Annotated in this window: 23 protein-coding genes; 15 read left to right on the forward strand and 8 right to left on the reverse strand. The window is 72.4% G+C overall.

Going from position 1 to position 25,730, the window contains the following annotated elements; genetic code table 11:
* Positions 1–9: 9 nt before the first annotated feature.
* From C1A33_RS09510 to hypE, 5 genes are read left to right on the forward strand one after another with little or no spacing between them, the layout of a single operon-like run.
* Positions 10–543, forward strand: coding sequence for a hydrogenase maturation protease (locus C1A33_RS09510; protein ID WP_101831148.1), 534 nt, complete (start codon positions 10–12; stop codon positions 541–543).
* Complete coding sequence (locus tag C1A33_RS09515) at positions 536–1,777, forward strand: tetratricopeptide repeat protein (protein ID WP_101831149.1); 1,242 nt, start codon at positions 536–538, stop codon at positions 1,775–1,777. Before C1A33_RS09510 ends, C1A33_RS09515 begins: the two co-directional genes overlap by 8 nt.
* 38 nt (positions 1,778–1,815) lie before the next feature.
* On the forward strand, positions 1,816–2,094 hold the full coding sequence (locus tag C1A33_RS09520) for a HypC/HybG/HupF family hydrogenase formation chaperone (RefSeq protein ID WP_101831150.1): 279 nt from the start codon (positions 1,816–1,818) through the stop codon (positions 2,092–2,094).
* Complete coding sequence (gene hypD, locus C1A33_RS09525) at positions 2,091–3,188, forward strand: hydrogenase formation protein HypD (RefSeq protein WP_101831151.1); 1,098 nt, start codon at positions 2,091–2,093, stop codon at positions 3,186–3,188. The genes C1A33_RS09520 and hypD overlap by 4 nt, the downstream gene beginning before the upstream one ends.
* 58 nt (positions 3,189–3,246) lie before the next feature.
* The gene (gene hypE, locus C1A33_RS09530) at positions 3,247–4,419 is read left to right on the forward strand and encodes a hydrogenase expression/formation protein HypE (RefSeq protein WP_243407359.1); all 1,173 of its coding nucleotides are present in this window, start codon (positions 3,247–3,249) and stop codon (positions 4,417–4,419) included.
* A gap of 60 nt (positions 4,420–4,479) precedes the next feature.
* On the opposite strand, the gene C1A33_RS37390 is transcribed toward hypE, so the two are convergent.
* Complete coding sequence (locus C1A33_RS37390; protein WP_101831153.1) at positions 4,480–6,396, reverse strand: serine/threonine-protein kinase; 1,917 nt, start codon at positions 6,394–6,396, stop codon at positions 4,480–4,482.
* Between the two features lie 298 nt (positions 6,397–6,694).
* Between C1A33_RS37390 and recQ the strand changes: the two genes are divergently transcribed.
* Entirely contained in the window at positions 6,695–8,599 is a 1,905-nt protein-coding gene (recQ, locus tag C1A33_RS09540) for a DNA helicase RecQ (protein WP_101831169.1), read from the forward strand.
* A gap of 45 nt (positions 8,600–8,644) precedes the next feature.
* Positions 8,645–10,186, forward strand: a complete 1,542-nt coding sequence (locus C1A33_RS09545) for a protein kinase family protein (RefSeq protein ID WP_101831154.1) — start codon at positions 8,645–8,647, stop codon at positions 10,184–10,186.
* Here C1A33_RS09545 and C1A33_RS09550 read toward each other — a convergent pair.
* Positions 10,183–10,593 (reverse strand): hypothetical protein, encoded by a 411-nt coding sequence (locus C1A33_RS09550; protein ID WP_133150624.1) that lies wholly within the window; start codon positions 10,591–10,593, stop codon positions 10,183–10,185. The two genes, C1A33_RS09545 and C1A33_RS09550, sit on opposite strands and share 4 nt — an antisense overlap.
* Before the next feature lie 636 nt (positions 10,594–11,229).
* On the opposite strand from C1A33_RS09550, the gene C1A33_RS37395 reads away from it, so the two are divergent.
* From C1A33_RS37395 to C1A33_RS09590, 8 genes are all read left to right on the forward strand, one after another.
* Entirely contained in the window at positions 11,230–12,417 is a 1,188-nt protein-coding gene (locus tag C1A33_RS37395) for a sensor histidine kinase (RefSeq protein WP_279354603.1), read from the forward strand.
* Positions 12,418–12,425: 8 nt separating this feature from the next.
* Positions 12,426–12,863: a roadblock/LC7 domain-containing protein gene (locus C1A33_RS09560; RefSeq protein ID WP_101831157.1), complete on the forward strand. Its 438-nt coding sequence runs from the start codon at positions 12,426–12,428 to the stop codon at positions 12,861–12,863.
* Between the two features lie 35 nt (positions 12,864–12,898).
* Positions 12,899–13,288, forward strand: a complete 390-nt coding sequence (locus C1A33_RS09565) for a DUF742 domain-containing protein (protein ID WP_101831158.1) — start codon at positions 12,899–12,901, stop codon at positions 13,286–13,288.
* Positions 13,285–13,872, forward strand: a complete 588-nt coding sequence (locus C1A33_RS09570) for a GTP-binding protein (protein WP_207770239.1) — start codon at positions 13,285–13,287, stop codon at positions 13,870–13,872. Before C1A33_RS09565 ends, C1A33_RS09570 begins: the two co-directional genes overlap by 4 nt.
* Before the next feature lie 13 nt (positions 13,873–13,885).
* Entirely contained in the window at positions 13,886–15,112 is a 1,227-nt protein-coding gene (locus C1A33_RS09575; protein ID WP_101831160.1) for a styrene monooxygenase/indole monooxygenase family protein, read from the forward strand.
* 396 nt (positions 15,113–15,508) lie between these two features.
* Positions 15,509–16,378 (forward strand): HalD/BesD family halogenase, encoded by an 870-nt coding sequence (locus C1A33_RS09580; RefSeq protein ID WP_101831161.1) that lies wholly within the window; start codon positions 15,509–15,511, stop codon positions 16,376–16,378.
* Positions 16,379–16,416: 38 nt separating this feature from the next.
* A complete protein-coding gene (locus tag C1A33_RS09585) occupies positions 16,417–17,556 on the forward strand; it encodes a class I SAM-dependent methyltransferase (protein WP_243407360.1) in 1,140 nt (379 codons plus the stop codon).
* Positions 17,557–17,663: 107 nt separating this feature from the next.
* Positions 17,664–19,511 carry a choline/carnitine O-acyltransferase gene (locus tag C1A33_RS09590; protein WP_101831162.1) on the forward strand — a complete coding sequence of 616 codons (1,848 nt, stop codon included), beginning with the start codon at positions 17,664–17,666 and terminating at the stop codon, positions 19,509–19,511.
* Between the two features lie 69 nt (positions 19,512–19,580).
* Here the strand turns inward: C1A33_RS09590 and C1A33_RS09595 are convergent, their stop codons facing one another.
* The 6 genes from C1A33_RS09595 to C1A33_RS34100 all read right to left on the reverse strand — a co-directional run bounded on the left by C1A33_RS09595 (position 19,581) and on the right by C1A33_RS34100 (position 25,392).
* Entirely contained in the window at positions 19,581–20,246 is a 666-nt protein-coding gene (locus C1A33_RS09595; protein WP_243407361.1) for a DUF2461 domain-containing protein, read from the reverse strand.
* Between the two features lie 249 nt (positions 20,247–20,495).
* Positions 20,496–20,945, reverse strand: a complete 450-nt coding sequence (locus C1A33_RS09600) for a nuclear transport factor 2 family protein (RefSeq protein WP_101831164.1) — start codon at positions 20,943–20,945, stop codon at positions 20,496–20,498.
* Positions 20,942–22,594: a long-chain-fatty-acid--CoA ligase gene (locus tag C1A33_RS09605; RefSeq protein WP_101831165.1), complete on the reverse strand. Its 1,653-nt coding sequence runs from the start codon at positions 22,592–22,594 to the stop codon at positions 20,942–20,944. The genes C1A33_RS09600 and C1A33_RS09605 overlap by 4 nt, the downstream gene beginning before the upstream one ends.
* Positions 22,595–23,875 carry a glycosyltransferase 87 family protein gene (locus tag C1A33_RS09610; protein WP_207770238.1) on the reverse strand — a complete coding sequence of 427 codons (1,281 nt, stop codon included), beginning with the start codon at positions 23,873–23,875 and terminating at the stop codon, positions 22,595–22,597.
* 34 nt (positions 23,876–23,909) lie between these two features.
* The gene (locus C1A33_RS09615) at positions 23,910–24,695 is read right to left on the reverse strand and encodes a GNAT family N-acetyltransferase (RefSeq protein WP_101831166.1); all 786 of its coding nucleotides are present in this window, start codon (positions 24,693–24,695) and stop codon (positions 23,910–23,912) included.
* Between the two features lie 292 nt (positions 24,696–24,987).
* Complete coding sequence (locus tag C1A33_RS34100; RefSeq protein WP_133150625.1) at positions 24,988–25,392, reverse strand: hypothetical protein; 405 nt, start codon at positions 25,390–25,392, stop codon at positions 24,988–24,990.
* Positions 25,393–25,730: the final 338 nt, after the last annotated feature.

Raw genomic sequence — 25,730 nt, forward strand, 5'->3', positions numbered from 1 at the left:
CCAGCGGCCGTGTCACCGGCCGTCCCGTCGCCGGCGCGGCGTTTCGACCCGCCCGGCGTCACCCCGCCGACCTGCGCCGCGGCCGTCATCGGCTGCGGGAACCCGCTGCGCGGCGACGACGGGGTCGGCCCGATCCTCATCCGGCGGCTCGCCGAGGCCGGTGTCCCCGCCGGCGTGCGCCTCGTCGACGGCGGCACCGCCGGCCTGGACACGGCATTCGCGATGCGCGGGGCCCGGCGGGTGCTGCTCGTCGACGCCGCCCGCACGGGGGCCGCCCCCGGCACCGTCTGCCGTGTCCCCGCGGCCGAGCTCGTCGACCTGCCGTTGCACCTGCCGCAGCCGCACGCGGTGCGCTGGGACCAGGCGCTGGCGTTCGGGCGCTGGCTGCTCGGCGAGGACTACCCGAGGGACGTCACCGTCTACCTGATCGAGGCCGCGACGCTCGAGCCCGGCGCCCCCCTGAGCCCGCCCGTGCTCCGCGCGCTGGAACGGGTCCGCGGACTGATCGTCGACGAGCTCGCCGGGGAGGCCGGGCATGGCTGAGACGTTTCCGCGCCTGGCGCGTCCGCAGCCGGTCGGCGTGTTCCCGCTGCCCGCTGGATTCCTGCTGGTCCCGGACGGGGAGGACACCGCCGGGGTGCGCCGGTCGCTCGCCGCCGGCCGGCGGCCGGACGCCTGGCCGGCGCGGCTGCGCCCGCTGGAGCTCGCCTACCGGGGCGAGATCGCCGCCGCGGCCGCCGCCCTCGACGGCGACGATCCCGTGACCCGCTACAACCGGTTCGTGCTGCGCCCGCAGGACGCGCGGGACGAGGATCCGGCCGCGGTGCGCGCGGCGCTCGGCCCGGAGCTGGGCGCGCTCGTCGACGTGGTCCGCTTCGCCCTCGGCGAGCTGGCCGAACCGCCGCCGACCGACGCCGCCACCGGGGAGGTCGCGGCGCTCGTGCACGCCGCGCGGGCCGCGCACGCCATGGCCGCCGACCGGCCGGCGGACGCGGCGTCGTCGCTGGGGCTCGCCATCGACGAGGCGGCGCGGGCGGGCGCCGCCGGACTCGCCGCGCAGCTGCTGTCCACCGCCGCGGACCTGCGCCGGGCGGTCGAGGGACCGACCGACGCCGTGCTCGCGGGGCTCGCCGCCGCCGCCGACGCGCTGGACGGCACCGACCTCGCGATCGCCCGCGCCGAGCTGCGCCTGGCCCTCGGCTCGGCCCACCAGGAACGGGCCGGCGAGGACCCGGAACACCTGCGTCACGCCGCCGGGCAGTACCTGGCCGCGCTGCGGCTGGTCAGCGTGGACAGCGCACCCGAGGTGTTCGCGTCCGCGCAGGTCAACCTGGCCACGGCCTACCTGGCGATGCCGATGCGCCAGGCGTCGGACCAGCTGCGCGTCGGGGTCGCCATCGCCGGCCTGCGCACCGCGCTCGGCGTCTACACCGCGCGGGCCCACCCGCGGCACTGGGCCAGCACCCAGCTGAACCTGGCGAACGCCCTGGTCGGGGTGCCGTCGGGGCATCGGCGGGACAACCTGGTCGAGGCCGTCGGCCGCTACCAGCAGGTCCTCGCCGTGCGCGATCCGCGGACCGACCCCCTCGGCCATGCCCGGGCCCTGGCCGGTCAGGGCAACGCGCTGGCCCACCTCGGCGCGCTGGACAAGGCCGCCGGGGTCCTCACCCGCGCCCGAGCGGCCTTCGAGCGGTGCGGCGCCCACGACGAGGCGAACGCCGTGTCCGGCCTGCTCACCGAGGTCGCCGCCCGCCGTGGCACCGGCAACGGCACGTGAGGCCGGCGGCCCGCCGCCAGCGAAAGGAGCATGACGCGATGTGCCTGGGCATCCCGGGACGGATCACCGAGATCTGGGACGACCGCGGCACCCGGATGGCGCTCGTCGACTTCGGCGGCGCCACCCGCACGAGCTGCCTGGCCTATCTGCCCGGCGCCGCCGTCGGCGACTACACGATCATCCATGCCGGGTTCGCGCTCGCCGTCGTCGACGAGGAGGCCGCGCATCGCACCCTCGCGACGTTCCGCGAGCTCGGCCTGCTCGACGAGATGCGCCGCCAGCTCGCCGCGCCCCGCGAGCGGGAGGCACGGCGGTGAGGTACCTGACCGAGTTCCACGACCCGGAGCTGGCGCGGCGGCTGCTGGACGACATCGCCGCCACCGCGACCCGTCGCTGGACCCTGATGGAGGTCTGCGGCGGCCAGACCCACTCGATCATCCGGCATGGGCTCGACCAGCTGCTCGCCGAGCAGGTCGAGTTCATCCACGGCCCCGGCTGCCCGGTGTGCGTCACCCCGCTGGAGATGATCGACCGGGCGCTGGCGATCGCCGCCCGACCCGAGGTGATCCTCTGCTCGTTCGGGGACATGCTCCGGGTCCCAGGTAGCGCCAGCGACCTGTTCACGGTGCGTGCCCACGGCGGCGACGTCCGGGTCGTCTACTCACCGCTCGACGCCGTCGGGCTCGCCGAGGCCAACCCCGACCGCCAGGTCGTGTTCTTCGCGGTCGGCTTCGAGACCACCGCCCCGGCGGCCGCGATGGCGGCGGTCACGGCGCGCCGGCGCCGGCTGGCGAACTTCTCCATGCTCGTCAGCCACGTGCTGGTGCCGCCGGCGATGCGGGCCGTCCTCGGCGCGCCCGACAACCGGGTCGCGGCCTTCCTCGCCGCCGGCCATGTGTGCACGGTGATGGGCACCGCGCAGTACGAGCCGCTGGTCGCGGCGCACCAGGTGCCGATCGTCGTCACCGGCTTCGAGCCGCTGGACCTGCTCGACGGCGTCCGCCAGGCCATCGGGCAGCTCGAGACGGGCCGGGCGGAGCTCGTCAACGCCTACCCCCGGGCGGTGCGCGCGGAGGGCAACCCGGCGGCGCTGGCGATGCTGCGGGAGGTGTTCACGGTCTGCGACCGCGCCTGGCGGGGCATCGGGGTGATCCCGTCGTCCGGCTGGCGACTCGCGCCCGACTGGGCGGACCTGGACGCGCAGACCCGCTTCGACGTCGCCGGCCTGACCGTCGCCGAGTCGGCGCACTGCCACAGCGGTGCGGTGCTGCAGGGCCGGCTGCGGCCACCGGACTGCCCGGCGTTCGGCACCCGCTGCACGCCGCGCCACCCCCTCGGCGCGACGATGGTCTCCGCGGAGGGCGCCTGCGCCGCCTACTACCAGTACCGACGCCTCACCCCGGCACTGTGACGCCGTGGCCGATCTGACCGGGGCCGACGTGAGGCGGTCCGCCCTCACCGGAGCCGACGTGACCGGAGCCGACGTGACCGGAGCCGACGTGACCGGAGCCGACGTGACCGGGGTGGACGTGGCCGGGTGGAGCTGTCCGATGCCGCTGCGCGACTACCCCCGGATCGTGCTGGGCCACGGCGGCGGCGGCACGCTGTCCGCCGAGCTCGTCGAGCACCTCTTCCTGCCCGCGTTCGCCGCCGCCGGCACCGTGCCGCCGTGCCCGGACACGACCTTGGCACCGCCCGGCCGGGGATCGGCGGCGCCGGACACGGACCCGGCGTCGGTGGACGCGGCGGTGGTCGAGGTCGGGGGGGCGCGGCTGGCGTTCACCACCGACTCCTACGTCGTGCGGCCGCTGTTCTTCCCCGGCGGGTCGATCGGCGAGCTGGCCGTCCACGGCACCGTCAACGACCTGGCCTGCCGGGGCGCGCGGCCGGTGGCGCTGTCCTGCGGGTTCATCCTCGAGGAGGGGCTGGAGCTCGCCGTGCTCGACCGGGTCGCGCGGGCGATGGGCGCCGCCGCCGCCAGCTGTGGGGTGCGGCTCGTCACCGGCGACACGAAGGTCGTGGAACGCGGCCGCTGTGACGGCCTCTACGTGAACACCAGCGGCATCGGCCTCGTCCCGGCCGGGGTGGACGTCCGACCCGGCCGTGTTCGGCCCGGGGATCGGATCGTCCTGTCCGGACCGATCGGCGAGCACGGGATCGCCGTGCTGAGCGTGCGCGAGGGTCTGGAGTTCGGCGGGGACGACGTCCGTTCGGACACCGCGCCACTGCACGGCCTGGTCGCCGCGATGCTCGCCGCGAGCACCACCGGGGTGCACGCGATACGCGATCCCACCCGTGGGGGCCTCGCGACCGCGCTGGTCGAGATCGCCGCCGCGGCGGGCGTCGGCGTGGAGTTCACCGAGTCGGCCGTGCCGGTGCCCCCGGCCGTCGAGGCCGCCTGCGGCTTCCTCGGCCTGGACCCGCTGCACGTGGCGAACGAGGGCCGCCTCGTCGCCTTCGTCGCCGACGCCGACACCGACACCGTCCTCGCCGCCATGCGCGCCCACCCCGCGGGCACCGGCGCCACCGTGATCGGCACCGTCACCGCCGGGCATCCCGGCCTCGTCGCCGCCCGTACCGCCTTCGGCTCCACCCGTGTCGTCGACCGCCCCCTCGGCGAGCACCTCCCCCGCATCTGCTGAGCCCGCGAGCCCGGGCGGCCGGGCGGATCCTCGGGGAGGTCGTGGCCGCCGAACGAGACGTCAGGATCCGGCGCTGATGCGCACGACGCAGTAGTTGGCGGCCAGGTAGACCTCGCGGCGGCCGCCCGGGTCGAGGCGGACGGTCGGGGCGTCCTTGGTGGCGGTGGCGATGTCGACATCCTCGCCGGAGGCGACGTCGCGCAGGACGAAGTCGCAGGTCTCGTTGCCGTTGAAGTCCCGGACCTCGACCTCGACGGCGGCGGGCGCGGTGAACGCCGTGCTGTCGCCGTTGTGCGCGATGGTGAACGGCAGCGTGGCCTCGCCCGCGCCGGGGATCGCCGCGAGCTGGCAGCCGGGATCCGGTGGGGTCACGTCGAGCGCGAAGTCCCCCGTCTGGTGGATCTGGTAGGTGGCGTTCTCCTCGTAGACGGTGTCGGACGTCGCGGTGAAGCCCGGCGGGTTCTCCCCGGGAACCGGGCTGACGACGCAGCCCTTGTCGTCGCCGTCCTGCTTGTCGGAGATCTGCAGCCGCCACGGTCCGGTCGCCGTGTAGGTGAAGGTGGACGAGCCGCCGCCGTCCTCGTCACCGCCGCCGCGGGTGAGCAGCACCACGGTGATGCCGGCGGCGGCGAGCACGACCACCGCGACGCCGATCGCGAGCAGCCTCCTCCCCCGCCGGCGACCCGATCGCCGCCCGGCCCCGCCGGCGGCTCCGGGGCCGTCCGCCGTGCCCGCGTCGCCACCGGACGGAGAGGCCGCCGAGCCGACGGTCCCGATCCCGGAGATGTTCCACGGCGGTGTTCCCGGCGTCCCGGTGACCCCGACGGCGCCGGGCGTCGTACCGTGACCGCCGGCGCCCACGGCGGGCGACGGGATCGACGGCGGGGGGCTGTCGATCGGCGACGGGGTGTGGACCGTCTCCGGGATCGTCGCGGGCGGCATGGCCGCGGCGAGCGAACGGCCGCCCGTTCCCGAGCCGGGCCCGGACCCGGGCGCCGCCGGCGAGCCCGGCGCGGGCGGGGAGACGGGCATCCCCGACGAGCCGGGCGCGGGCGGGGAGACGGGCAGCGGTGAGCCGGTGCCCGGGCCTGGCGGGAGCGAGGACGAGGCGTCCGCGGGTCCGGCGGGGGGGAAGAGGTCGGGCCCCAGGGCGTCGACCAGCGCGGCGCGCAGGACGGCGGCGGTCGGGCGCTGGTGGGGCTCCCGGGACAGCGTCTGGCGGACCAGGTCACGTAGCGGCGCGGCGATGCGGGTGTAGTCGACGCGCGGGTCCTCGTGGACGATCCGGTAGGTGATCGCCTCGGGCGGGCCCTCGCCGTAGGGGGGCCTCCCGGTGGCGGCGTAGCCGATCAGTCCGCCCCAGGCGAACAGGTCCGAGGCGGCGCCGAGCTCGCCGGTGGTGATCTGCTCGGGCGACAGCCAGCCGGGCGTCCCGATCAGCGTGCCGGTGACGGTGAGCTGACCGGCGTCGCGCACCGCGGCCACGCCGAAGTCGATGACGATCGGACCGCCCGCCGTCCACATCACGTTCGACGGCTTGAGGTCACGGTGGATGAGACCCACGCCGTGGATGGAGACCAGCGCGTCGGCGAGCCCGGCGGCCAGGCGCAGCTGGTCCGCCTCGGTGAGCGGGCCCTGCCGGGCGACGTGCTGTTCCAGGGTCGGGGCCGCGAGGAACTGGGTGGCGAGCCACGGCGGCTCGGCGGTGATGTCGAAGTCGAGCAGCGTCGCCGTGTGCCGGCCGCGCACCCGGAAGCAGGCCTGCAACTCGCGCTGGAACCGCACCCGGAAACTGGGGTTGTCCGCCAGCTCCGATCGGATGATCTTCACGGCGACCTGGCCGAGCGGGCCGTCGCCGAGGTAGACGACGCCCATCCCGCCGCCGCCGAGCCGGCCGAGCAGGCGATGCGGACCCACCTGGACGGGATCGCTCAGGCGAAGGGCAGCGACCGCCACCGGCTCCGGGTCGGTGGACATCGTGCGATCTTCTCCCCCCGGACGCCGCCCAGGCTCCGGGCGGCGCCAGTACGCGCGACCACCGGCGGCGGGCGTCACGGTGACAAATCATCTGGATCGTAGCGACCATGCCTGCCGCGTCCCACAGCCGTCAGGCATCCGACGAGCGTCGGGGTGCTGGTGGACGGCCTCCGTGGCCTTCACCCGCTGGTTATCCACAGCGCCGCGCCGGGCGCGAAGGGACCACGATGACCGTCCACAGCCGCCAACCGGGTGCCCTGGACCGTCCGAGGGTGCCCGTAGGGTGGCGTACGTGACCATGTCGCCCGGCACCGCGGTGCAGCCCTCCGACGCCGCCGGCTCCACGCAGGAGGTACTGCAGCGGGTCTTCGGGTACGACGCGTTCCGCGCGGGCCAGCGGGAGATCATCGAGCATCTCGTCGGCGGCGGTGACGCGCTGGTGCTCATGCCGACCGGCGGCGGCAAGTCCCTGTGCTACCAGATCCCGGCCCTGGTCCGCCGAGGCACGGGCGTCGTGATCTCCCCGCTGATCGCCCTGATGCAGGACCAGGTCGACGCGCTGCGCGCCCTCGGCGTGCGGGCCGGCTTCCTCAACTCCACGCAGGACTCGGGCGAGCGGCGGGCGACCGAGGGGGCGTTCCTCGCCGGTGAGCTCGACCTGCTCTACCTGGCTCCGGAGCGGCTGCGTGTCGAGGCGACGGTCCGGCTGTTCGACCGGGGCGAGATCTCGCTGTTCGCGATCGACGAGGCGCACTGCGTCGCCCAGTGGGGGCACGACTTCCGGCCCGACTACCTGCTGCTGTCCATGCTGCACGAGCGCTGGCCGGCGGTCCCGCGCGTCGCGCTGACCGCCACGGCGACGCCGGAGACCCACCGGGAGATCACCGCGCGCCTGGGCCTCGCCGGCGCCCACCACCACGTCGCGGACTTCGACCGGCCGAACATCCAGTACCGGATCGTGGCGAAGAAGGAACCGAAGGCGCAGCTGCTGGACCTGCTGCGCACCGAGCACACCGGCGACGCGGGCATCGTCTACTGCCTGTCCCGGGCGTCCGTCGAGAAGATCGCCGAGTTCCTGGTCGGCCAGGGCATCCCCGCGCTGCCCTACCACGCGGGGCTCGACGCGCGGGTCCGCGCCGAGAACCAGGCCCGCTTCCTGCGTGAGGACGGCATCGTCATGGTCGCGACGATCGCCTTCGGGATGGGCATCGACAAGCCGGACGTGCGCTTCGTGGCCCACCTCGACCTGCCCAAGTCGGTGGAGGGCTACTACCAGGAGACCGGCCGAGCGGGGCGGGACGGCCTGCCCTCCACCGCGTGGCTCGCCTACGGCCTGCAGGACGTCGTCCAGCAGCGCCGGCTCATCGACTCCTCCCCCGGCGACGCGGCGCACCGCCGCCGGCTCGGCACCCACCTCGACGCGATGCTCGCCCTGTGCGAGACCGTCGAGTGCCGCCGGGTCGGGCTGCTCGCCTACTTCGGCCAGCGCGGCGCCCCGCCCTGCGGCAACTGCGACACCTGCCTGACCCCGCCCGAGTCCTGGGACGGCACGGTCGCCGCGCAGAAGCTGCTCTCGGCGGTGCTGCGGCTGGACCGGGAGCGCCACCAGCGCTTCGGCGCAGGCCACATCATCGACATCCTGCTCGGCCGGCGCACCCCCCGCGTCGAGCAGCAGCAGCACGACGGCCTCACCGTCTTCGGCGTCGGCGCGGACCTGCGCGAGCTGGAGTGGCGCGGCGTGGTCCGCCAACTGCTCGCCCAGGGCCTGCTGGCCGTGCAGGGCGAGCACGGCACGCTGGCGCTGACGCCGAGCAGCGCCGACGTGCTGCGCGGGGACCGCGCGGTGGCGCTGCGGCGCGAGCCCGAACGGCCCGCGCGGAGCTCGGTGCGCGCCGAGCGGGGCGACGGAGCCGGCGGTGGGCGGTCGTCCCGGCGGGCGGCACCCGTCGAGCTGCCGGCCAGCGCGGCACCGGTCTTCGAGGCGCTGCGGGCGTGGCGCGGCGGCACCGCGAAGGAGCAGGGCGTCCCCGCCTACGTCATCTTCCACGACGCGACGCTGCGCGAGATCGCCGCGCGCCGGCCCGCCAGCCTCGCCGACCTCGCCGCCATCAGCGGCGTCGGCGAGAACAAACTCGCGAAGTACGGCCAGCACATCCTCGACGTCCTCGGCGAAGCCGGCCCGGACCCCGCGGAGCTTCGCTAGGCTTTTCCGGGTCGATCTTCCGCCCCCCGCGAGGAGCGATCCCGCATGCCGGACTGGCGTTCCCACCCGTTCGCCGCCGATTTCCGCGTCCACGAACTGCACACGCGCAGCGAGGCGGCCGCCCGGGTCGACTTCGGCGAGATGATCGGTCATCTCGTGGACGCGCTCTATCCGCAGGCGCGCGAGCCGGGCACGCGCCCGCCCTGCGGCGGTCCGGGTCCCGCCCAGCGGGACGCCGTCTGCCGGCAGTACGACGGGCGGCTCGTCATCTGGCAGACCAGGTACCTGCTGCCCCGTGTCGGCGACGCCTACCTGCCCCAGATCCGGGCCTCCTACCTGCGGGCCCGCGTCCACGCCCGGGAGCACGGCGGTTCCCTCGGCCGCTGGGTGCTGTGCGTGCCCGGCCTGCTCGACCCGCGCCTGGCCCGGTGGTGGGAACAGTGGCGCCGCGAGCAGCGCGTCGCCACCGGAACGGACATCGACCTGTGGGACGCCCCCGCCCTGCGAACCCGCCTCGGCCGCCCCGTCGCCAAGCTCGTCCGCGCCGGCTACTACTGCCGTCCCGGCGCGCCGCAGTTCGGCTGGGCGCAGCCGTCGGACGGCGCTGACGCCGAGGGTGGCGCCGCCGCGGCAGCCCGGGCCTTGCCACCGGGTGGCGCGGGCGAGCCCTGGCGCGGTGGGGCGACGGTGCGGATGGCGGGACGCTCCTGCGTGCTCGACGGCGATCCGGTGGAGCGGCGCGGCGGGGAGGGCGCCTGGCTGCTGCGGGAGGGAGCGGCGTCGCTGGTCGGCACGACACCGCGCCCGGTGTGGTTCCGCCAGGTGCTGGTCCGGCGGCCAGGCGACCGCGCGGACGCCCAGCTCGCCGCCGTGGACGGGCAGCTGCGCCTGCTCGCCGAGATCGGCGGCCGATCCGGCCTGCCGGCGCTCGTCGCCGGTCACGTCACCCCGGCGGAGGGCGTGCTGCTGTCCGCCCGCCCCCCGGGGCGCACCTGGCGGGAGGTGTTCGGCCCGCCGGCGCCGCAACGCCGCCGATCGGCCCGTCCGCCGGCCCCACCCGCCGGACTGGCGCGCCACCGCCCGGGCGGGACGACCATCGCCCTGCTGCGGGCCGCGGCCGGGGCCGGCGACGCGCTCGCCGCGCTGCACGAGTCCGGGCACAGCCATCGGGCGGTGACCCCCGACGCGGTGGTGCTCCCGCCGGTCTGGGGCTCGCGAGCGGCGGGCGCGTCCATCCTGCGTGACCTGGGGCTCGCCACGGTGACCCGCCGTGCCGGCGAGGGCCCCGCCGAGTACCGCGCGCCGGAGCAGGAGCTGTTCGGCCTGCACGGCCCGCGCGTCGGCCTGCGTACCGACGTCTTCCGGCTCGCGGCGATGGCGTACCACACGCTGTCCGGCGTCATGCCGACGTGCGGGGGCCCGGCGCCGCTACGCGGCCTGCGGCTGCCGTTCCCCGTCCCGCAAACCCTCGACGAGGTGCTGCTGCGCGCGCTGGACCTGGATCCGGCACGCCGGCCGGCACGGATCCGCGTCCTCGCCGACGCCTTCCGCCTCGGCGCCCTGCACCTGACCCAGGCCAGCCACTAGCCCGTGGGCGCGGCGCAGACCGTGGAGCGGGCGAGAGCGAGGATCGCCGCGGCCGTCGCCGGGTCGGGGGTGACGCCGTGACGCGCGAACCGGCCGGGGATGCGGGTGAGGGCGAGCTGGTCGCCGCCCGCCGGCAGATCGTCGACGCAGATGTGGGCGCCGTCGTCACGCAGGACCGTGTCGGTCTGGCCGCCGGCGAGCGCCGGGAACCGGGTCCGGAAGGTGGTGGCGAACGCGCCCGCCGCCTCGGAGTCGTGCACCAGGTCGAACGCGCCGGTCCGGGTCGCCGCGGCCGCCGCCGGCGCCGCGGAGGTGGACGCCGGGCCGGCCGACCCGCCCGAGCCGCCGCAGGCCGTCAGGACGGCGGCCAGCATGACGGCCACGGCGGGTGCTCGCCACTTCGTCATCGGCTTCCCCTGCTCCCCGCGAGATTCGTGGAAGAGCCGAGGTTAGTCCCCGACCACACCGGCACATCGGGCGGGGCCCGCCGCGGCATCGACCACTCGTCTCGCTCCGCACCGGGACCATCGTCGTTTTCCCGTTGATCGAAACAGCTCGGACACATCGGGTCAGTAATGGGCAAGTCGGTTGGACGAGCCCACTAGCAGTCTGGTTGCATGACAACGCGACGGAGGTAGCCGAAAGCGGGAGGGCCCCGCCCGAGAGAGAGCAGTAAGGACGGGATGACGACGCGAGCCCGAGAACTGTTCCAGCGGTCACGCACGCTACTCGGCAACTCCCGGGAGGCCGCCGCACAGTTGCTGTCGCCTTCCTCGTCCGCGCCACCCAATTCTCACCCAAGAAACTCACCACGCCCGTCGGTTTCGCCGCGTTCGGCGGCACCCGCCCATTCCACGCCCGCGTCCCGGCCCTTCAACCCGCCGCGGCGCGCCGTCTCGCCGGCATCGCCGACGCGGACGGATCCCACGACCGAGGGCGCTCTCCCCCGGGCCGCGGCCCCGGTCCAGCCGCCCGCGCCGGCATTGACCGCTGCGCCGGCCCCGACCGGTGCCGAGGCGGCGGGAACCGCTACGACGCCCGCGGTGAGCGCCGAGGCGCTGTCGGCGATCTGCTCCGACGTCGCCCTGCGCGACCTGAACCTCGTCGACTCGCTGCTGTCGCTGCTCGAGGAGCTGGAAGCCCGCGAGCAGGACGCCGAACGGCTCGCCGAGCTGTACCAGCTCGACCATCTGGCCGCGCGGCTGCGCCGCAACGCCGAGAACCTGCGAGTACTCGCCGGGCGGGACGCGAGCGACACCGCCGCGGAGACCACCCCGCTCGTCGACGTGATCCGCGCGGCGATGTCGTCGATCGACCACTACTCGCGTGTCACCATCGGCCGGGTGGTCCCCCTCGGCGTCGTCGGGTTCGCCGCGGAGGACGTCAGCCGCCTGCTCGCGGAGCTGCTCGACAACGCCACGAAGTCCTCCCCACCGACCACGCCGGTGCGGGTCGGCGTGCACCTGACCGAACAGGGCAGCGCGCTGCTGCGGGTCGAGGACGAGGGCATCGGCCTGCCGCCCGAGCGCCTGCACCTGTTCAACGACCGGCTGCGGGCCGCGCCGATCCTCGACGACGACGCCGTGCGGCACATGGGCCTGGCCGTCGTCGGCCGGATCGCCGACCGCCACGACATGCGCACGTGGCTCACCCGGCGCCATCCGCACGGCACGACCGCCTCGGTGCTGCTGCCAGCCGCGCTGCTGTGTGAGCTGCCGGAGACGAGCTGGTCGGGCACGCGGACGGTCACCGCACCGGTCGTCGCCGCCGTCGACCCGCAGGGCCCGCCCGCGGCCCCGACGATCGCGGGGCTGCCAAGCAGGCGGGCGAGCCGCCCGTCCGCGCGGTCACGGGTCGCGGGGGCCGGTGGGCCGGCGCGGCTCGCCTCCGCCGCGCCGACGCTGCGTCCGGTGCCGAGCCCGGCGGACGCGCCGCCGCCGAGCGATGGCACCACCTCCAGCGGTCTGCCGCGTCGGGTGTCACGCAGCCTGAAGGACGCCACCGGCCCGCGCGTCCTGCTCCCACCCACCAGCCGTGCGCCCGCCGATCGCGCACCCGCCGATCGCGCGCCGACCGACCAGCGACCCACCGACCCACCCGCCGCCGAGCCGCCGCCACCCACCGACCAGCCATCCACCGACCGCACGGCCGACCATGAGCGCCTGCTCGCCGATTTCGACGCCTTCAGCCAGGGGGAGCAGGCCGCACACGACGAGCAACGAGGGGCCTGAGGACAGCCGTGACGGACACCACCAGCGAACAGGGACGCGACGACTTCACCTGGCTCGTCAACGACTTCGTCGGCCGGGTGCACGGCGTCTCGCACGCCATGATCATGTCAGCTGACGGGCTGTCGCTGGCCGCGTCGGACTCGGTCGGCCTCGTCGAGCGCGAGCAGCTCGCGGCCATCTCGAGCGGCATGCTGAGCCTGGCCCGCAACAGCGCGGCGCTGTTCGGCCGGGGCACCTGCGAACAGATCATCGTCCGGCTCTCCGTCGGCTACCTGCTGTTCATGGGCATCGATGCCGGGGCGGGCCTGGCGGTGCTCACCGACGCCGACTGCGACATGAAGGTCGTCGGCTACGAGATGACCCAGTTCGTGCTGCACGCCGGCCACGCGCTGACCCCGCAGGTCCGGGTCGATCTGCGCCAGGTCCTCGCTGGCCGGCAGCTGTGAGCCGAGTACCACGAGCGACGGGGGGCGAACGCACGATGGCTCAGGACAGCAGTGTGCCGGGAGCGACGGCCCGCGCGCCGCGGCGACGCAGCCGGCGGGTGCGCCCCTACGCGCTCACCGGCGGGCGCACCCGTGCCCGCCACCACCTGCTCGTGGAGACGATGATCTCGGTGCCGCGCTACGACCCGGCGCTCAGTGCCTCGCTGATGCCGGAATCGAAGGCGCTCTACGAGCGGGCCCGCGGCCAGCTGTCGATCGCGGAGCTCTCGGCGATGCTGTCGATCCCGCTCGGCGTCGTGCGCGTCCTCATCAGCGACCTCGCCTCCCAGGGCGCCGTGTTCATCCACCCCACCGCGAACGCCTATCCCCATGACCGCGGCGTGCTGGAGCGGATCCTGCACGGGCTGCGGGAGCTGCCGGTCTGAACGGCGACGCCGCCGGCGGGCCGCACGCATCCGGCGGCGGGCCGGCGATCTCCGCCAAGATCGTGATCGCCGGTGGATTCGGGGTCGGCAAGACCACCCTGGTCGGATCGGTGTCGGAGGTGCCGCCGATCAACACCGAGGCGTGGATGACGGAGGCCAGCGAGGGCGTCGACGAGCTGCCATCCGGTGGGCACAAGACCACGACGACGGTGGCGATGGACTTCGGCCGGATCTCGCTCGACGCCGGGCTCGTGCTCTACCTGTTCGGCACGCCGGGCCAGTCGCGGTTCTGGTTCCTGTGGGACGACCTGTCCCGCGGTGCGCTCGGCGCGATCGTGCTGGCCGACACCCGGCGTCTCGACCAGTCCTTCGCGGCGGTGAACTACTTCGAGCACGACTCGCCGGTGCCGTTCATCGTCGCCGTCAACCTGTTCGACGGGCGGCTGTGGCATGACCTCGGCGACGTCCGGGACGCCCTCCAGCTGCGCCCCGACATCCCGCTGATCACCTGTGACGCGCGGGATTCGGCCTCGACCGCCGAGACCCTGCGCACGCTCGTCCGGTACGCCATCTCCCTGGCCTGAGGAGTCGCCTTCCATGCGCAAGATCCTGATCGTCGGCGCCGGCCAGTCGGGCCTGCAGCTCGCGCTCACGCTGCGCGAGCATGACTACGACGTCACGGTGATGTCGGCGCGCACGCCGGAGGAGATCCGCTCCGGCCGGGTGATGTCCACGCAGGCGATGTTCCACACGGCACTGCAGACCGAGCGGGACCACGGACTGAGCCTGTGGGAGGCCGAGACGGTCGGCATCCAGGGGCTGGGGGTGTCCATCGCCGGGCCGGACGGCGCCCGGGCGCTGGACTGGTTCGGCCGGCTCGACCGTCCCGCGCAGTCCGTCGACCAGCGGGTCAAGATGGCCGGCTGGTCGGAGTTGTTCGAGGAGCGCGGCGGCAAGCTGATCATCTCGGGGGTGACGACGTCCGACCTGAACTCCCTCGCGGAGCTGTATGACCTCGTCATCGTGGCGGCGGGCAAGGGGGAACTGGTCGGGCTGTTCGACCGGGACGCCTCGCGCTCGCCGTTCAGCGCGCCGCAGCGGGCCCTGTCGCTGGCCTACGTGCACGGCCTCGCGCCCCGGCCGGAGCACCCCGACTCCCCCGGCGTCCGGTTCAACATCGTGCCGGGCGTCGGCGAGCTGTTCGTCATCCCGGCGTACACCCTGAGCGGGAACTGCGACATCCTGTTCTTCGAGGGTGTTCCGGGCGGCCCGCTGGACTGCTGGGACGATCATCCCGCGCCCGCCGCCCACCTGGGTCGGCTGCTGGACCTCGTCCGGACCCACGTGCCGTGGGAGTACGAGCGGTGCGGCGACGTCGAGCTCACCGACGCGAACGCGACCCTCGCCGGCGGCTACACGCCGGTGGTGCGCCGCCCGGTCGGCGAGCTGCCCTCAGGCCGGGCGGTGCTGGGCATGGCGGACGTGGTCGTCGCCAACGACCCGATCACCGGGCAGGGGTCGAACAGCGCCGCCAAGTGCGCGACCTCCTACCTCGCCAGCATCCTCGAGCACGGCGACCGGCCGTTCGACCGCGGGTGGATGCAGGGTGCCTTCGATCGCTACTGGGACTACGCCCAGCACGTCACCACCTGGACGAACGCGCTGCTCGGGCCACCTCCGGAGCACGTCGTGCAGATCCTCGGCGCGGCCAGCGCGCACGAGACGGTGGCCCGGCGGTTCGTCAACGGCTTCGACGACCCGACGGACTTCCGGCAGTGGTTCCTCGACCCTGCCGGCGCCGCCGAGTACCTCGCCACCCTCTGACTTGACATCCTCCGACTTGACATCCTCTGACTTGACATCCTCTGAAGTAGCCACCACCCGCCACCCCCGCCATACCTCGGAGGGGGTGGCCCGTTCGGGTACCTCCGGGCCGGGGTTCGCTCCCCGGGCGACGCGCGCTCTCCACGGCCCGCGGTGCGCGAGAAAGCGCAGGTCAGAGCCCCTTTTCGGGATGCGCGCCGGGAATTGCCAGCAGTCGACGTAGCAGTCCCCTACCGATATCGCGACCGATTCGCACAACCCGTCACCTCGCCGTGTCAGATCTCACAGCGCCTTTCACCTCCATGACTCCCGAGTGAGCATGGGGTAATTCCAACGCCGATCACCTATAACCGACGGCGCCGGAACCGCTGAACACAGACGGTGAAGAGGTGATTCATGAGTGCGACGAGAGCGCAACCAGTCGGCGAGCTTGTCGACACGGCGTGTTATCCCATCACCGAACCGGCACGTCCGCTCTGGCGAAACATCGTCTCGCGGGCCCGACATGATCTGCGCACAGACGGCTGCTGTGTGCTGCCCGGCTTCATCCATCCAGGCGCTTTCTCCTCGCTGACCACCGAATGTGCGTCCGTCGCCTCGCTGGCCTATGACCGCGTCGAGGACGTCAACGCCTACAACATTCCGGTCGACTCCGCGCTGCCCGCCGACCACCCCGGCCGCCACATCATGCGGCGCGGCAACGCCTTCGTCGCGCGCGACCAGATTCCCGGCGGCTTCGCCATCCACCGGCTCTACCGCAGCGAGGCGTTCCAGCGATTCGTCGCGGCCTGTTTCGGCCTGCCCCGGGTGCACGAGCTCGCCGACCCGCTGGCCGGCCTGTGCCTGAACGTGATCTCTCCCGGCCTCGAGCATCCCTGGCACTTCGACACCAACGAGTTCGCCGTCAGCATGGTGACCCAGGCCCCGGAGCACGGCGGCGCGTTCGAGTACTGCCCGAACATCCGCACGGCGCAGGCGGAGAACTTCGCGGACGTGCGCGCCGTGCTGGCCGGCGAGGGCGACCGCCTCGTCCGCCGGCTCACCCTGTGCCCCGGAGACCTTCAGCTCTTCCTGGGGCGCTACTCGATGCACCGGGTCACTCCGGTGCGCGGCGCCGCCGCCCGGCATTCGGCCATCTTCGCCTACACCGAGCGCGCGGGCGTCATCGGCAGCCTCGAACGCACCCGGCAGTTGTTCGGCCGGGTCCTGCCCGAACACCGCGGCGTCGAGGCCAGCGCCGTCCGGGTCGACGCCCTGCTCGACTGAGCACAACCCGCCCACGCCTCGAGGAGGAGAGCGTCCGCGTGCATTCCGACGACGTCAACCCCACCGACGCCACCGTCAACTCCACCGCCGACGCCGCCGCCGAGACCGAAGTCTCCGCCGCCATTGCCGGCGTGGGCGCTATTCCCGCCACCCCGGCCGCGCACGCCGTCCCGCCGGCCGCGAACCGGCGCATGGTGCGGGCGCAGGGGCAGTCCAACGGCGTGCACAAACAACGGGAGGTCTCCGCGCCCGTCCCCGCCGCATCCGGCGGCGCGGCCCGTGACGGGGCGCACCGCGAGGGCGCGATGCGCTTCGACGAGACCGGCAAGGTGTCGCTCGACCACATTTACACCCAGCCCGATCCGCACGCGTACTTCAGCACGCTGCGACGTCTCGACTACGTCATTCCCCAGCTCGCCAGACCGTTCTTCAGCCAGCTGATCGAGGAGCGTCGGGCCCGGCTGCGCCGCCCGCCGACCGTGCTGGACGTCGGCTGCTCCTACGGGGTGAACGCGGCGCTGCTGCGCTGCGGCCTGACGATGGACGACATGTACGACCGGTACGGCGAGCGGGACGGCGAGGCCCCGGACCGCGCCGTCCTGCTGGCGCGCGACCGAGAGCTCGTCCAGGCCCGCCAGTCGCGGGCCACGCCCCGGTTCGTCGGCCTCGACAGCTCGCGGCCGGCGGTGTCCTACGCCCGGGCGGCCGGCTTCCTCGACGACGCCGTCTGCGCCGACCTGGAGGAACGCGACCCCACCGAGGCCGAACGCACCGTGCTCGCCGGCGCCGACTTCGTCGTGTCCACCGGCTGCATCGGCTACGTCACCGAACGCACCATCGACCGGATCGCCAGTGCCTCCGAGCGCTCCGACCGCCCGTGGATGGCCCACTTCGTCCTGCGGATGTTCTCCTTCGACCCGTTCACCGAGGTTCTCGACGCGCTCGGCTACGACACCGTGCACGTCGAGGGGGTGTTCCCGCAGCGCCGCTTCGCCTCGGCCCAGGAGCAGCAGCAGGTCCTCGACACGCTCGCCGCCGTCGGCGTCGACCCGCGCGGCCTGGAGAGCGACGGGTGGCTGTACGCGCGGCTGCACGTCTCCCGGCCGCGGCACGCCCCCGCCCGGCGCACCGCCCGCGCGGGCCACCCGGCCGACTCCCTGATCGGGCGGCCCGGCTGACGCCCGCGCCGCACGATTCGATCCGAAAGTCCCATGGACCTCGCACGCCGCCGCCCACCGGGCGACGATGAGACGACCGAGCCCCACCTGACAAGCCGAGGCACAGATTGAACGCGACGACGTCCGCCCGAAGCTCCTGCGGGACCTTCGCCCACGACGACCAGCTCCCCCGGGTGCCGCTGCCCGCGCTCGCCGAGAGCTGCGAGCGATTCCTCGTCTGGTCCGCGCCGCTGCTGACCCCGGCCGAGCGCGAGCGAACCGCGGCGGCGGTGGCCGCCTTCCAGGCCCCGGGCGGCCCCGGCCCGATCCTGCACGCCGAGCTGGAGCGCTACGACGCCCGCGAGGGCGTGCACAGCTGGCTGGACGACTTCTGGGACTCCCGCTACCTCGGCCGGCGTGACCGCATCGCCCTCAACGCCAACTTCGTCTTCCTGTTCGCCGACGCCGAGCTGTCCACCGACCGACCGCAGGTCGAGCGGGCCGCGGGCCTCATCGCCGCCGCCGTCGACTACAAGCTGCGCCTGGACGACGAGCGGGTCGAGCCGGTCACGCAGCGCGGTACTCCGCTGTCGATGGCGCAGAACACGTTCCTGTTCTCCACCACCCGCATCCCGGGCGTGCCGCAGGACACCGTCCGCACCCCCTACAGCGCCGACTGGCCCGGCCCGTCGCAGGCCCGCCACATCGTCGTCCTGCACCGGGGCAACCTGGTCCGGATGGACGTCGTCGGCCCCGACGGAGCCCCGTACACCCTCGACGACCTCACCGCGGGCCTCGACGCCGTCCTCAAGGCCACCCCGACGCGGGCCCCGGCGGACACGGCGGTCGGCCAGCTCACCACCGGGGCGCGCGCCGAGTGGGCGGCCAACCGCGCCCGTCTGCTGGCCCTCGACCCGGCGAACGCCGCCGCGCTGGACACCGTCGAGACCGCGCTGTTCTGCGTCGGGCTGGAGGACGCCAACCCGGATGGCAACCTCGCCGCCTGCGACCAGCTTCTGCACGGCGATGCCGCCAACCGCTGGTTCGACAAGTCGGTGTCGCTGATCGTCTTTCCGGACGGCCGCGCGGGTATCAACGTGGAGCACTGCGGCCTGGACGGCACGACGATCCTCAGCTTCGTCGACGACCTGCTCGCCACCTCGCCGCGGGAACACTCCGCCGCCTCCGGCGCCCGTCCACAGGGCCTGCCCGCCGTCGACCCGGTCGAGTTCGTCCTCGACGACGAGCTGCGGGCCGACGTCGCCGCCGCCGGGGAGGCTTTCACCGCCTTCGCCGCCGGCACCGCGTCGACCGTGCTGACCTTCGACGACTTCGGCCAGAACCAGGCCAAGCGGCTGCGGATGTCCCCCGACGCGTTCGTCCAGCTCGCCTACCAGCTGGCCCATGTGCGGTCCAAGGGGCACATCGGCGCCACCTACGAGTCGATCGCCACCCGCGGCTGGCGGCGCGGGCGCACCGAGGCGATGCGCGTGGTCACCCCGCAGGTCGTCGCCTTCGTCGAAGCCATGCAGGACCCGGCCGTGGACGCGGCGGCGCGGCGGGCCGCGTTCCGCGCCGCCGCGGACGCCCACGTCGCCCGGGCCCGCGACTGCCAGGGCGGGCGGGCTCCCGAGCAGCACCTGTGGGAGCTGCAGTTCGTCGCCCGCCGCCGCGGCGCCGAGCTCGGCGTCGCCGAGGAGTCCCTCGCGCTGTACTCGACGCCGGGCTGGCTGAAGACCCGTGACGACTTCCTGAGCACCAGCTCGGCGCCGTCGGTCAACGTCGAGTTCTTCGGCTTCGGCTCGACGAGCGCCCAGTGCGTCGGCGTGGCGTACGTGCTGCTGCCAGACCGGTTCAACCTCTACCTGAGCACCCCGCGCCCGGTCGCCGACGGCATGCACGCCTTCGCCGACGAGCTCACCCGCGCCCTGCGCGAACTCCAGGACCTGCTCGCCTCCGAGCCCCCGCGGGAGTAACCGACTCCGGGCACACCACACGGTAGCCCCGCCCGGCCCGACCCCCGTCGAGGGCCGGGCCGGGCGGGGTCAGCGGCGGCGGGTGTCGGGCAGACGGGTGGGGCCGACGTGGCGGTCGAGCCAGTCGCGCAGCAGGCGCATCTCGCGCCAGGCGGCGGCCACCTGACCGGCGCATTCGGGAGTCGCGAGCCACGGCGGCTCGCCGTACTCACGGTGGACGGTGATCGTCCGGTGCCGGAGCAGCTCGATGCGGGGATGGTCCGCGTCGTAGCCGCGCGGGCGGGTCTTCAGCCGGTTGCCGGAGATCTCGTAGCCCTCCTCCCGCAGGCGATCGACGACCGCTTCCAGCTTCGGGCCGGTGACGTCGTCGGCGACCGCCGCCCGTAGCCGCTCCACCTGGTCGGACGCCGTCTGCCAGTAGCCGGAGGCCACCATCAGGCCGTTCGCCGACACCTGGACGTAGCCGCCGCCGGTGATGTAGGCGCCGATCGCCGTCTTGTACGGCGACTTGTCCTTGGAGAACCGGACGTCGCGATGCGGCCGGAACAGGTGCGACTCGCCGAACTCCGGCTCGAGCGCGGTCAGCAGGGCGAGCATCGGCCCGCGCACCGCCTTGTCGTAGAGATCGCGATGATCCGTCCAGTACGCCTTACTGTTGTCCGCCTCCAGCCCCTCATAGAAGATCAACGCCTCGGCTGGGAACCCGGCGAACGCGGGCATCGGCCCTCCACTCACGGCTGGCCCCTCCTTCACGGCTGTTCCCTCCTTCACGGCATGGACACGCGTCGCGCCGCAGCCTATGGGCCATCACCGACAGTCCGGGCCGTCACCCGGACCGGGTCGACGTTGGGTCCTTCTCGACCGGAACGCCGCGTCACGGTCAGCGACGTAACAATGGGACCGGCGGAACAACGGGCACGAGTCACGGTCTTCCCGCCCGACGCTGTGGCGGCCGGCGCGATGCGCGCGGCGAGGGCCATGGTGTCAGGCCTGGTAGGTGTAACGGATCTGTGGGGGCTGACCGAAAAACGATGTGATCGAGGTCAGCCGGGCCTCCAAGGTGAAGCGGATGATCTCGATGCCGGTGAGGACGGACTTGCCGCCACGGTCGCGTAGTGCCCAGGTGTAGAGGGCGGTGTCGTGGTGGGCGTCGACGCCGGAGGTGCGGACGGGGAGATATCCGGGGTAGGTCGTGGTGAGTTCGCTGATCAGTTTGGCGAGGTCCTGGGGGCCGACGGCGTTCTTGAGCGGGTTGGCGTAGGTAACGTCGTCGGCGCAGACCTCGGCGAGCAGCGCGGCCCGCGTGTTGGTGTCCGGGGCGGCCCAGGCGTCGTGGACGCGGCCGGCGGCGGTGGTGGCGGCCTCGGCGAGGTCCTGGGTGATGCCATCGCCGAGGACGGCGGTTTCCTGTCGGCTGACGGATCCGCGGTTCACTGCTCTCCTCCCCACAGCCGCGCTGCCTCAGCGCGCTGGAGCTTCCCGGACGGTGTCTTGGGGATCGACCCTGGTGGTAGCGCGTGGACGGCGGCTGGGCGGACCCCGACGGCGGCGAGGACGGCGGCGGTGACCGCCTCCTGGGCCCGCGCCTCGTCGTGGCCGGGGCGGAGCTCGAAGACGACGGTGATGCTGTCGGTCCTGACGCCGCCGCGGCGGGTCGCGAACGCGATCACGTTGCCCGGGCGCACCCCGGGCACGGTCGCGGCGGCCTGTTCGGCCTCCTCGGGGTGGATGTTGCGCCCCCCGACGATGATCAGGTCCTTGGTGCGGCCGCAGACGACCAGCTCACCGTCGACCAGGTAGCCCAGGTCGCCCGTCGCCAGCCAGCGGTCCCGGGAACGGCGCTCGCCGCCCTCATCGAGGTCGGGAGCGTCGGCGAGGTAATCGGCGAGCGACGGGCCGGCGACCTGGACCTCACCGACCGACCGCTGCGCGCAGTCCGCGCCGGTGACCTGGTCCACGATCCGGATACGGGTGCCCGGCACCGGGCGGCCGAGCCGAGCGAACCTGCGCGCGCGGCCGCCGGCGAGCACCGGCACGGCACGCGGCTGTTCGGCGAGAATGTCCGCGTCGACCTCGTCGACCCGCAGCCCCCGGTACGGGTCGGGCATCGTCACCGCGAGGGTCGCCTCCGCCAGGCCATAGGCCGGTAGGAACGCCTCGCGCCGGAGTCCGTGCCGCGCTGCGGCGTCGAGGAACGCCTCGATCGTCTCCGGGTCGATCGGTTCGCCGCCGGACAGGGCGACCTTCACAGACGACAAGTCGAGTGTTGGGCAGGTCTTCAGCAGCCTTCCGGCCATCGCGTAGGCCGAGGCGGGCCCCATCAGCACCGTCGCCCGATAGCGGGCCGCCTGACGCATCCACGACGACGGCGACGCCAGATAGTCACTCGGCGAGGACATGAGCACGTCGCAGTGCCCGCAGGTCAGCTGGACGGCCAGCGCGCCGATCAGCCCCATGTCATGTGACAGCGGCAGCCAGGTCAACAACCGGTCGTGGACCTCGTCGTGGCGAATCCGCTCCCGGATCGCCGCGATATTCGCCGCGAGATTCCCGTGACTCACCCGGACGATCTTCGGGGCGGACGTCGTACCACTGGTGAACTGCAGAACCGCCGGGTCATCAGCGGTCAGGCTCGGCGCCTTCCACACCCCGACGGGCTCGGCGGCCAGCACATCGGCGAGCAGCTCAACGCGGGCACCCCCTGCCGCCAACGCGCCGGCAAGCGCGTCATACGGCGCTCCCAGCAGCACCAGCGGCTCCCCAAGCGCCGCCAGCCGGGCCAGGGTCTGCCCGACATAGGTGTCGACGTCCGTGGTCCGCGCCGGTGTCGGCGCGACGGTCACACTCGCGCCCGCCAGCCACGCCCCGACGAGCGCGGTCACGACCGGCCGCGACGGCAGCCCCAGAACGACGACCCGACCGCCCGGTCCCAGACTCCGAGCATTCTGCAACCAGGCCGCCATATCCTCCGCTTGCGCAAAGAACTCCGACCAAGGAAGCTCGTCATCGCTCTCCTCACCAAGAAAGACGATCCGACCCCCCTGATGCCTCGCCCGCGCGATCCCGGTTAGCAGACCGACCACTTACGCTCTCACCTTCCCCAGCACCGATTTCTGCGTATGCGCGGAACGCGATGGAGTACGCCGCACACCCCCGAGGACGTTGACCAAGGCTCCGGACGGTTGGATCGAGACCCGTCCTGCTCGAGCGAGCGCCCTGGTCGCCAACAGGACAAGCAGCAGCGCTCCCGCGCCGAAATAGCAGTTAGCGGCCACGAGCTGCCAGCCATGGTGGGTGAACTCGACGTTCCTGGTTCTGGGAACCCACCAGATCGGTCCCAAGACGAGGAGCACGCCGCATGCGACGGCGTAGACCCTCCCCCAGGCCGGCCGCGCCGGATGAAGAAAGAGGACGAGAAGCATCGGGACCATCCAGACCCAGTGGTGATCCCACGAGATCGGCGATACCAGCAGGCCCGTGAGCGCACAGGCCAGACCACCGAGCACGTCCTCGCCGAGACGTGCCAGGGCGACCGACGCCGCCATGCCGATCAGGACGATGGCCAGTGCCAGGGACTGGTACACCGGCCGGGCGTTATCCGCGCCCGCCATCAGCCGAGACAGGACCCCCAGTAAGGACTGGTTGCCCACATACGGGATGCCACCAACGTGGCTCGCGTCCAGGAACATATGCCCCCAGTACGCGGACGATGAATGGGGGCTGACCGCGAAACCGGCGGCGATCGTCGCAGCGAAGGACGCAACGGCGTGAAGCGCAATTCGCCACCGTCCGGTGAGGGCCAGGTAGGGCACAAAGATCAGTGGTGTGAGCTTGACGCCGGCCGCGATCCCGATCAGTATCCCTCGCGGGACGCGCCTCTGCCCCGTGAAGAGGTCGACCGACACCAGCAGCGCCAGCATTATGTTGACCTGGCCAAGCGAGAAATTGTGCCTGATCGGCCCGAGGAGGAGCGCGAAGCCCGCGACAGAGCCGTAGACGAGCGCTGGGCGGCTGGCGGCCGGACCACGTGCCACGCGGTAGGAGATCCCGCAGAACAAGTACAGGGACACGACCAGCAGGGCTGTCCACACGGCCTGCGACACCTGAACCGGCAGCTCCGAGAGGGGAACGAAGAGGATGGCCGCGAATGGTGTGTAGGTGAAGGGAAGCCCTGACCGCGGGGCGACCTGGGCATACAGGTCACGGTGGTGAAGGATAGCTTCTCCGCCGATCCTGTAGACCTGAAGATCGGTGAGCCGGCTCGTCAGCGATAAGACGAGGAAGAGGGTCGTGAAAACGACCGCAGCCGTGAGGCCGACTGCCTGGGCGCCTCGCCGAAGGAAAACGGGGGAGGGACTGGTCATGGCCCTGTCTTTAAGACGAACGGAGACGGAGACGTCAGGGGCGATAGATCGCAACGATGTACTTGTCCCAGAACTTTCCATCCCAGAAATCGTGCTCGCGCAACGTTCCCTCAATTTCGAAAAGCCGGCCGGCTCCGCTGCGGAGGAGATCGAAGTTGAAGGCCGGAATCTCCAGGTAGATTTTCCGGATATTCCAAGTCGCGAAGATCCGGCGGAAGAAGATCTTGTTGGCCTGCGCCGGAATCCCTGTCCCCATGACCTCCGGCACGAACAGCGACGCCGCGTACGTGAAGCCGTTGGCGAGGTCCGGGTTGTATGCCACGACGTAGCCGAGCGGTCGGTCGCTGTCCTCACCTGCGGGCGCCACGGCCAAGAAGTGGATGAGCACCCCCTGGCTGAGGCCGCGCTCGAAGTCCGCGAACGACGGCACTCCACCGCGGAAGCGCCACCGGAACCCGACCTCGTCGGAGACCGAGAGCTCATAGAGGAACCGGGCGGCCTCGGGCGGGAAGGGAATCAGCCTCACTGACTCTTCGGAGGCGGATTCACTGCCAGCCGCCCCCGGGCGGCTCTCGGTGCGAACGCTCACGCCGTCCGGGACATCACCGGCCGCCCGGAGGTAGAGGGCGTGAACGTCCTGCAGCGTCCTGACACATTGTAGTTCCTCGACTTTCGGGAAGACACCGTGATCGTTAAGCCAGGCGGCCACCTCGAGCATTTGGATGGAATCCAGATCCTGGTTCGCCAGGCCGTCTGACCTGCTTGCCTCCACAAGACCGAGGTGATCTCCGATCTCCTTCACAAACAGGGCAATCTCCACAGATGGTCAACTCCAGAACTCACTTTCCCGGCCGCATGAGCGCGGATCACCCGACATGCTCGGCGAGCGTCCAGGAGTTCCCCCGGAAGCCCGCCGAGCACACCGCACCTAAACCGTCCGATCGGCAGGCGGGACTCGGCCGGAAGAGGAAACAGTCGAGCATCGCCAGTGGCGAGGACATCTATCCCGGCAATCGTGAAGCCCGGGACGCCGACGACAGGCCCAAAAATCGTACGAGCGTCGACAGCCCGAATCCGGATTTAGGGACCTACCTCGCACACATTACCAAAAATCAACAGGTCTCAACCCTGCTGGCCAGGTCATTCGTGCCGGCCGGAATAACAGTCACGTTAGTCGCCGGGGGGACTTTCTGAAGCAGTTTGAACTGTTGCGTGAGCGGTATAATTTCGTACACGCACATGCTAACGTCCGACCGTGTGTTCTTCCACGAACTCGCCCCGAAGTTATAAGGCAGGTTTGCCCAGCTGCTGGTGGTTTCCCACTCAGTGCCGCCGTTATTGCCGTCTTTCCAGAAGCAAAACTTGTTGGTGCCCGAGCAGTCGCTGAGGACCTGCGGCGACGCCGGTGTAGCGCTGATGTTGTCCGCCGCGTTCGCCGGTGTAGCAAGGGCAGTGCCCGCGACCGCGAGCCCCACAACGCCGGCACCCGACGTCGCGATCCGCAGGATTCTTCGCATCAGATCTGTCTCCCGTCTCGAACTTGGAATCATCAAGGATCAAGGGCAGCCAGGTCAACTTCTCGTCCATTAAAGTACGGGCAGATAATTGTGAGATAATCCGGAAATAACTTGGCGGCATATCCAGGGTTCCGCAGTTCGTGGGCACATGTCGACGATCGCTGACGTGACGCTCCAGGTTGTAGGCCCGTCGACCAAGGAAATCGGGCTCGCGGCGCCGGAAGTGTGGTAACACGACCAGCCCGGTCCTGGTTGCCCTACCTGCTTCTTCGTGGGTTAGCTTCTCGACTTTCGCATTTTCCATGATCGTCTAATGGCTTGATTTTGGGTGTGTTGAA

Origin of the sequence: Frankia canadensis, from assembly GCF_900197875.1 — a bacterium.
Lineage (GTDB): Bacteria > Actinomycetota > Actinomycetes > Frankiales > Frankiaceae > Frankia > Frankia canadensis.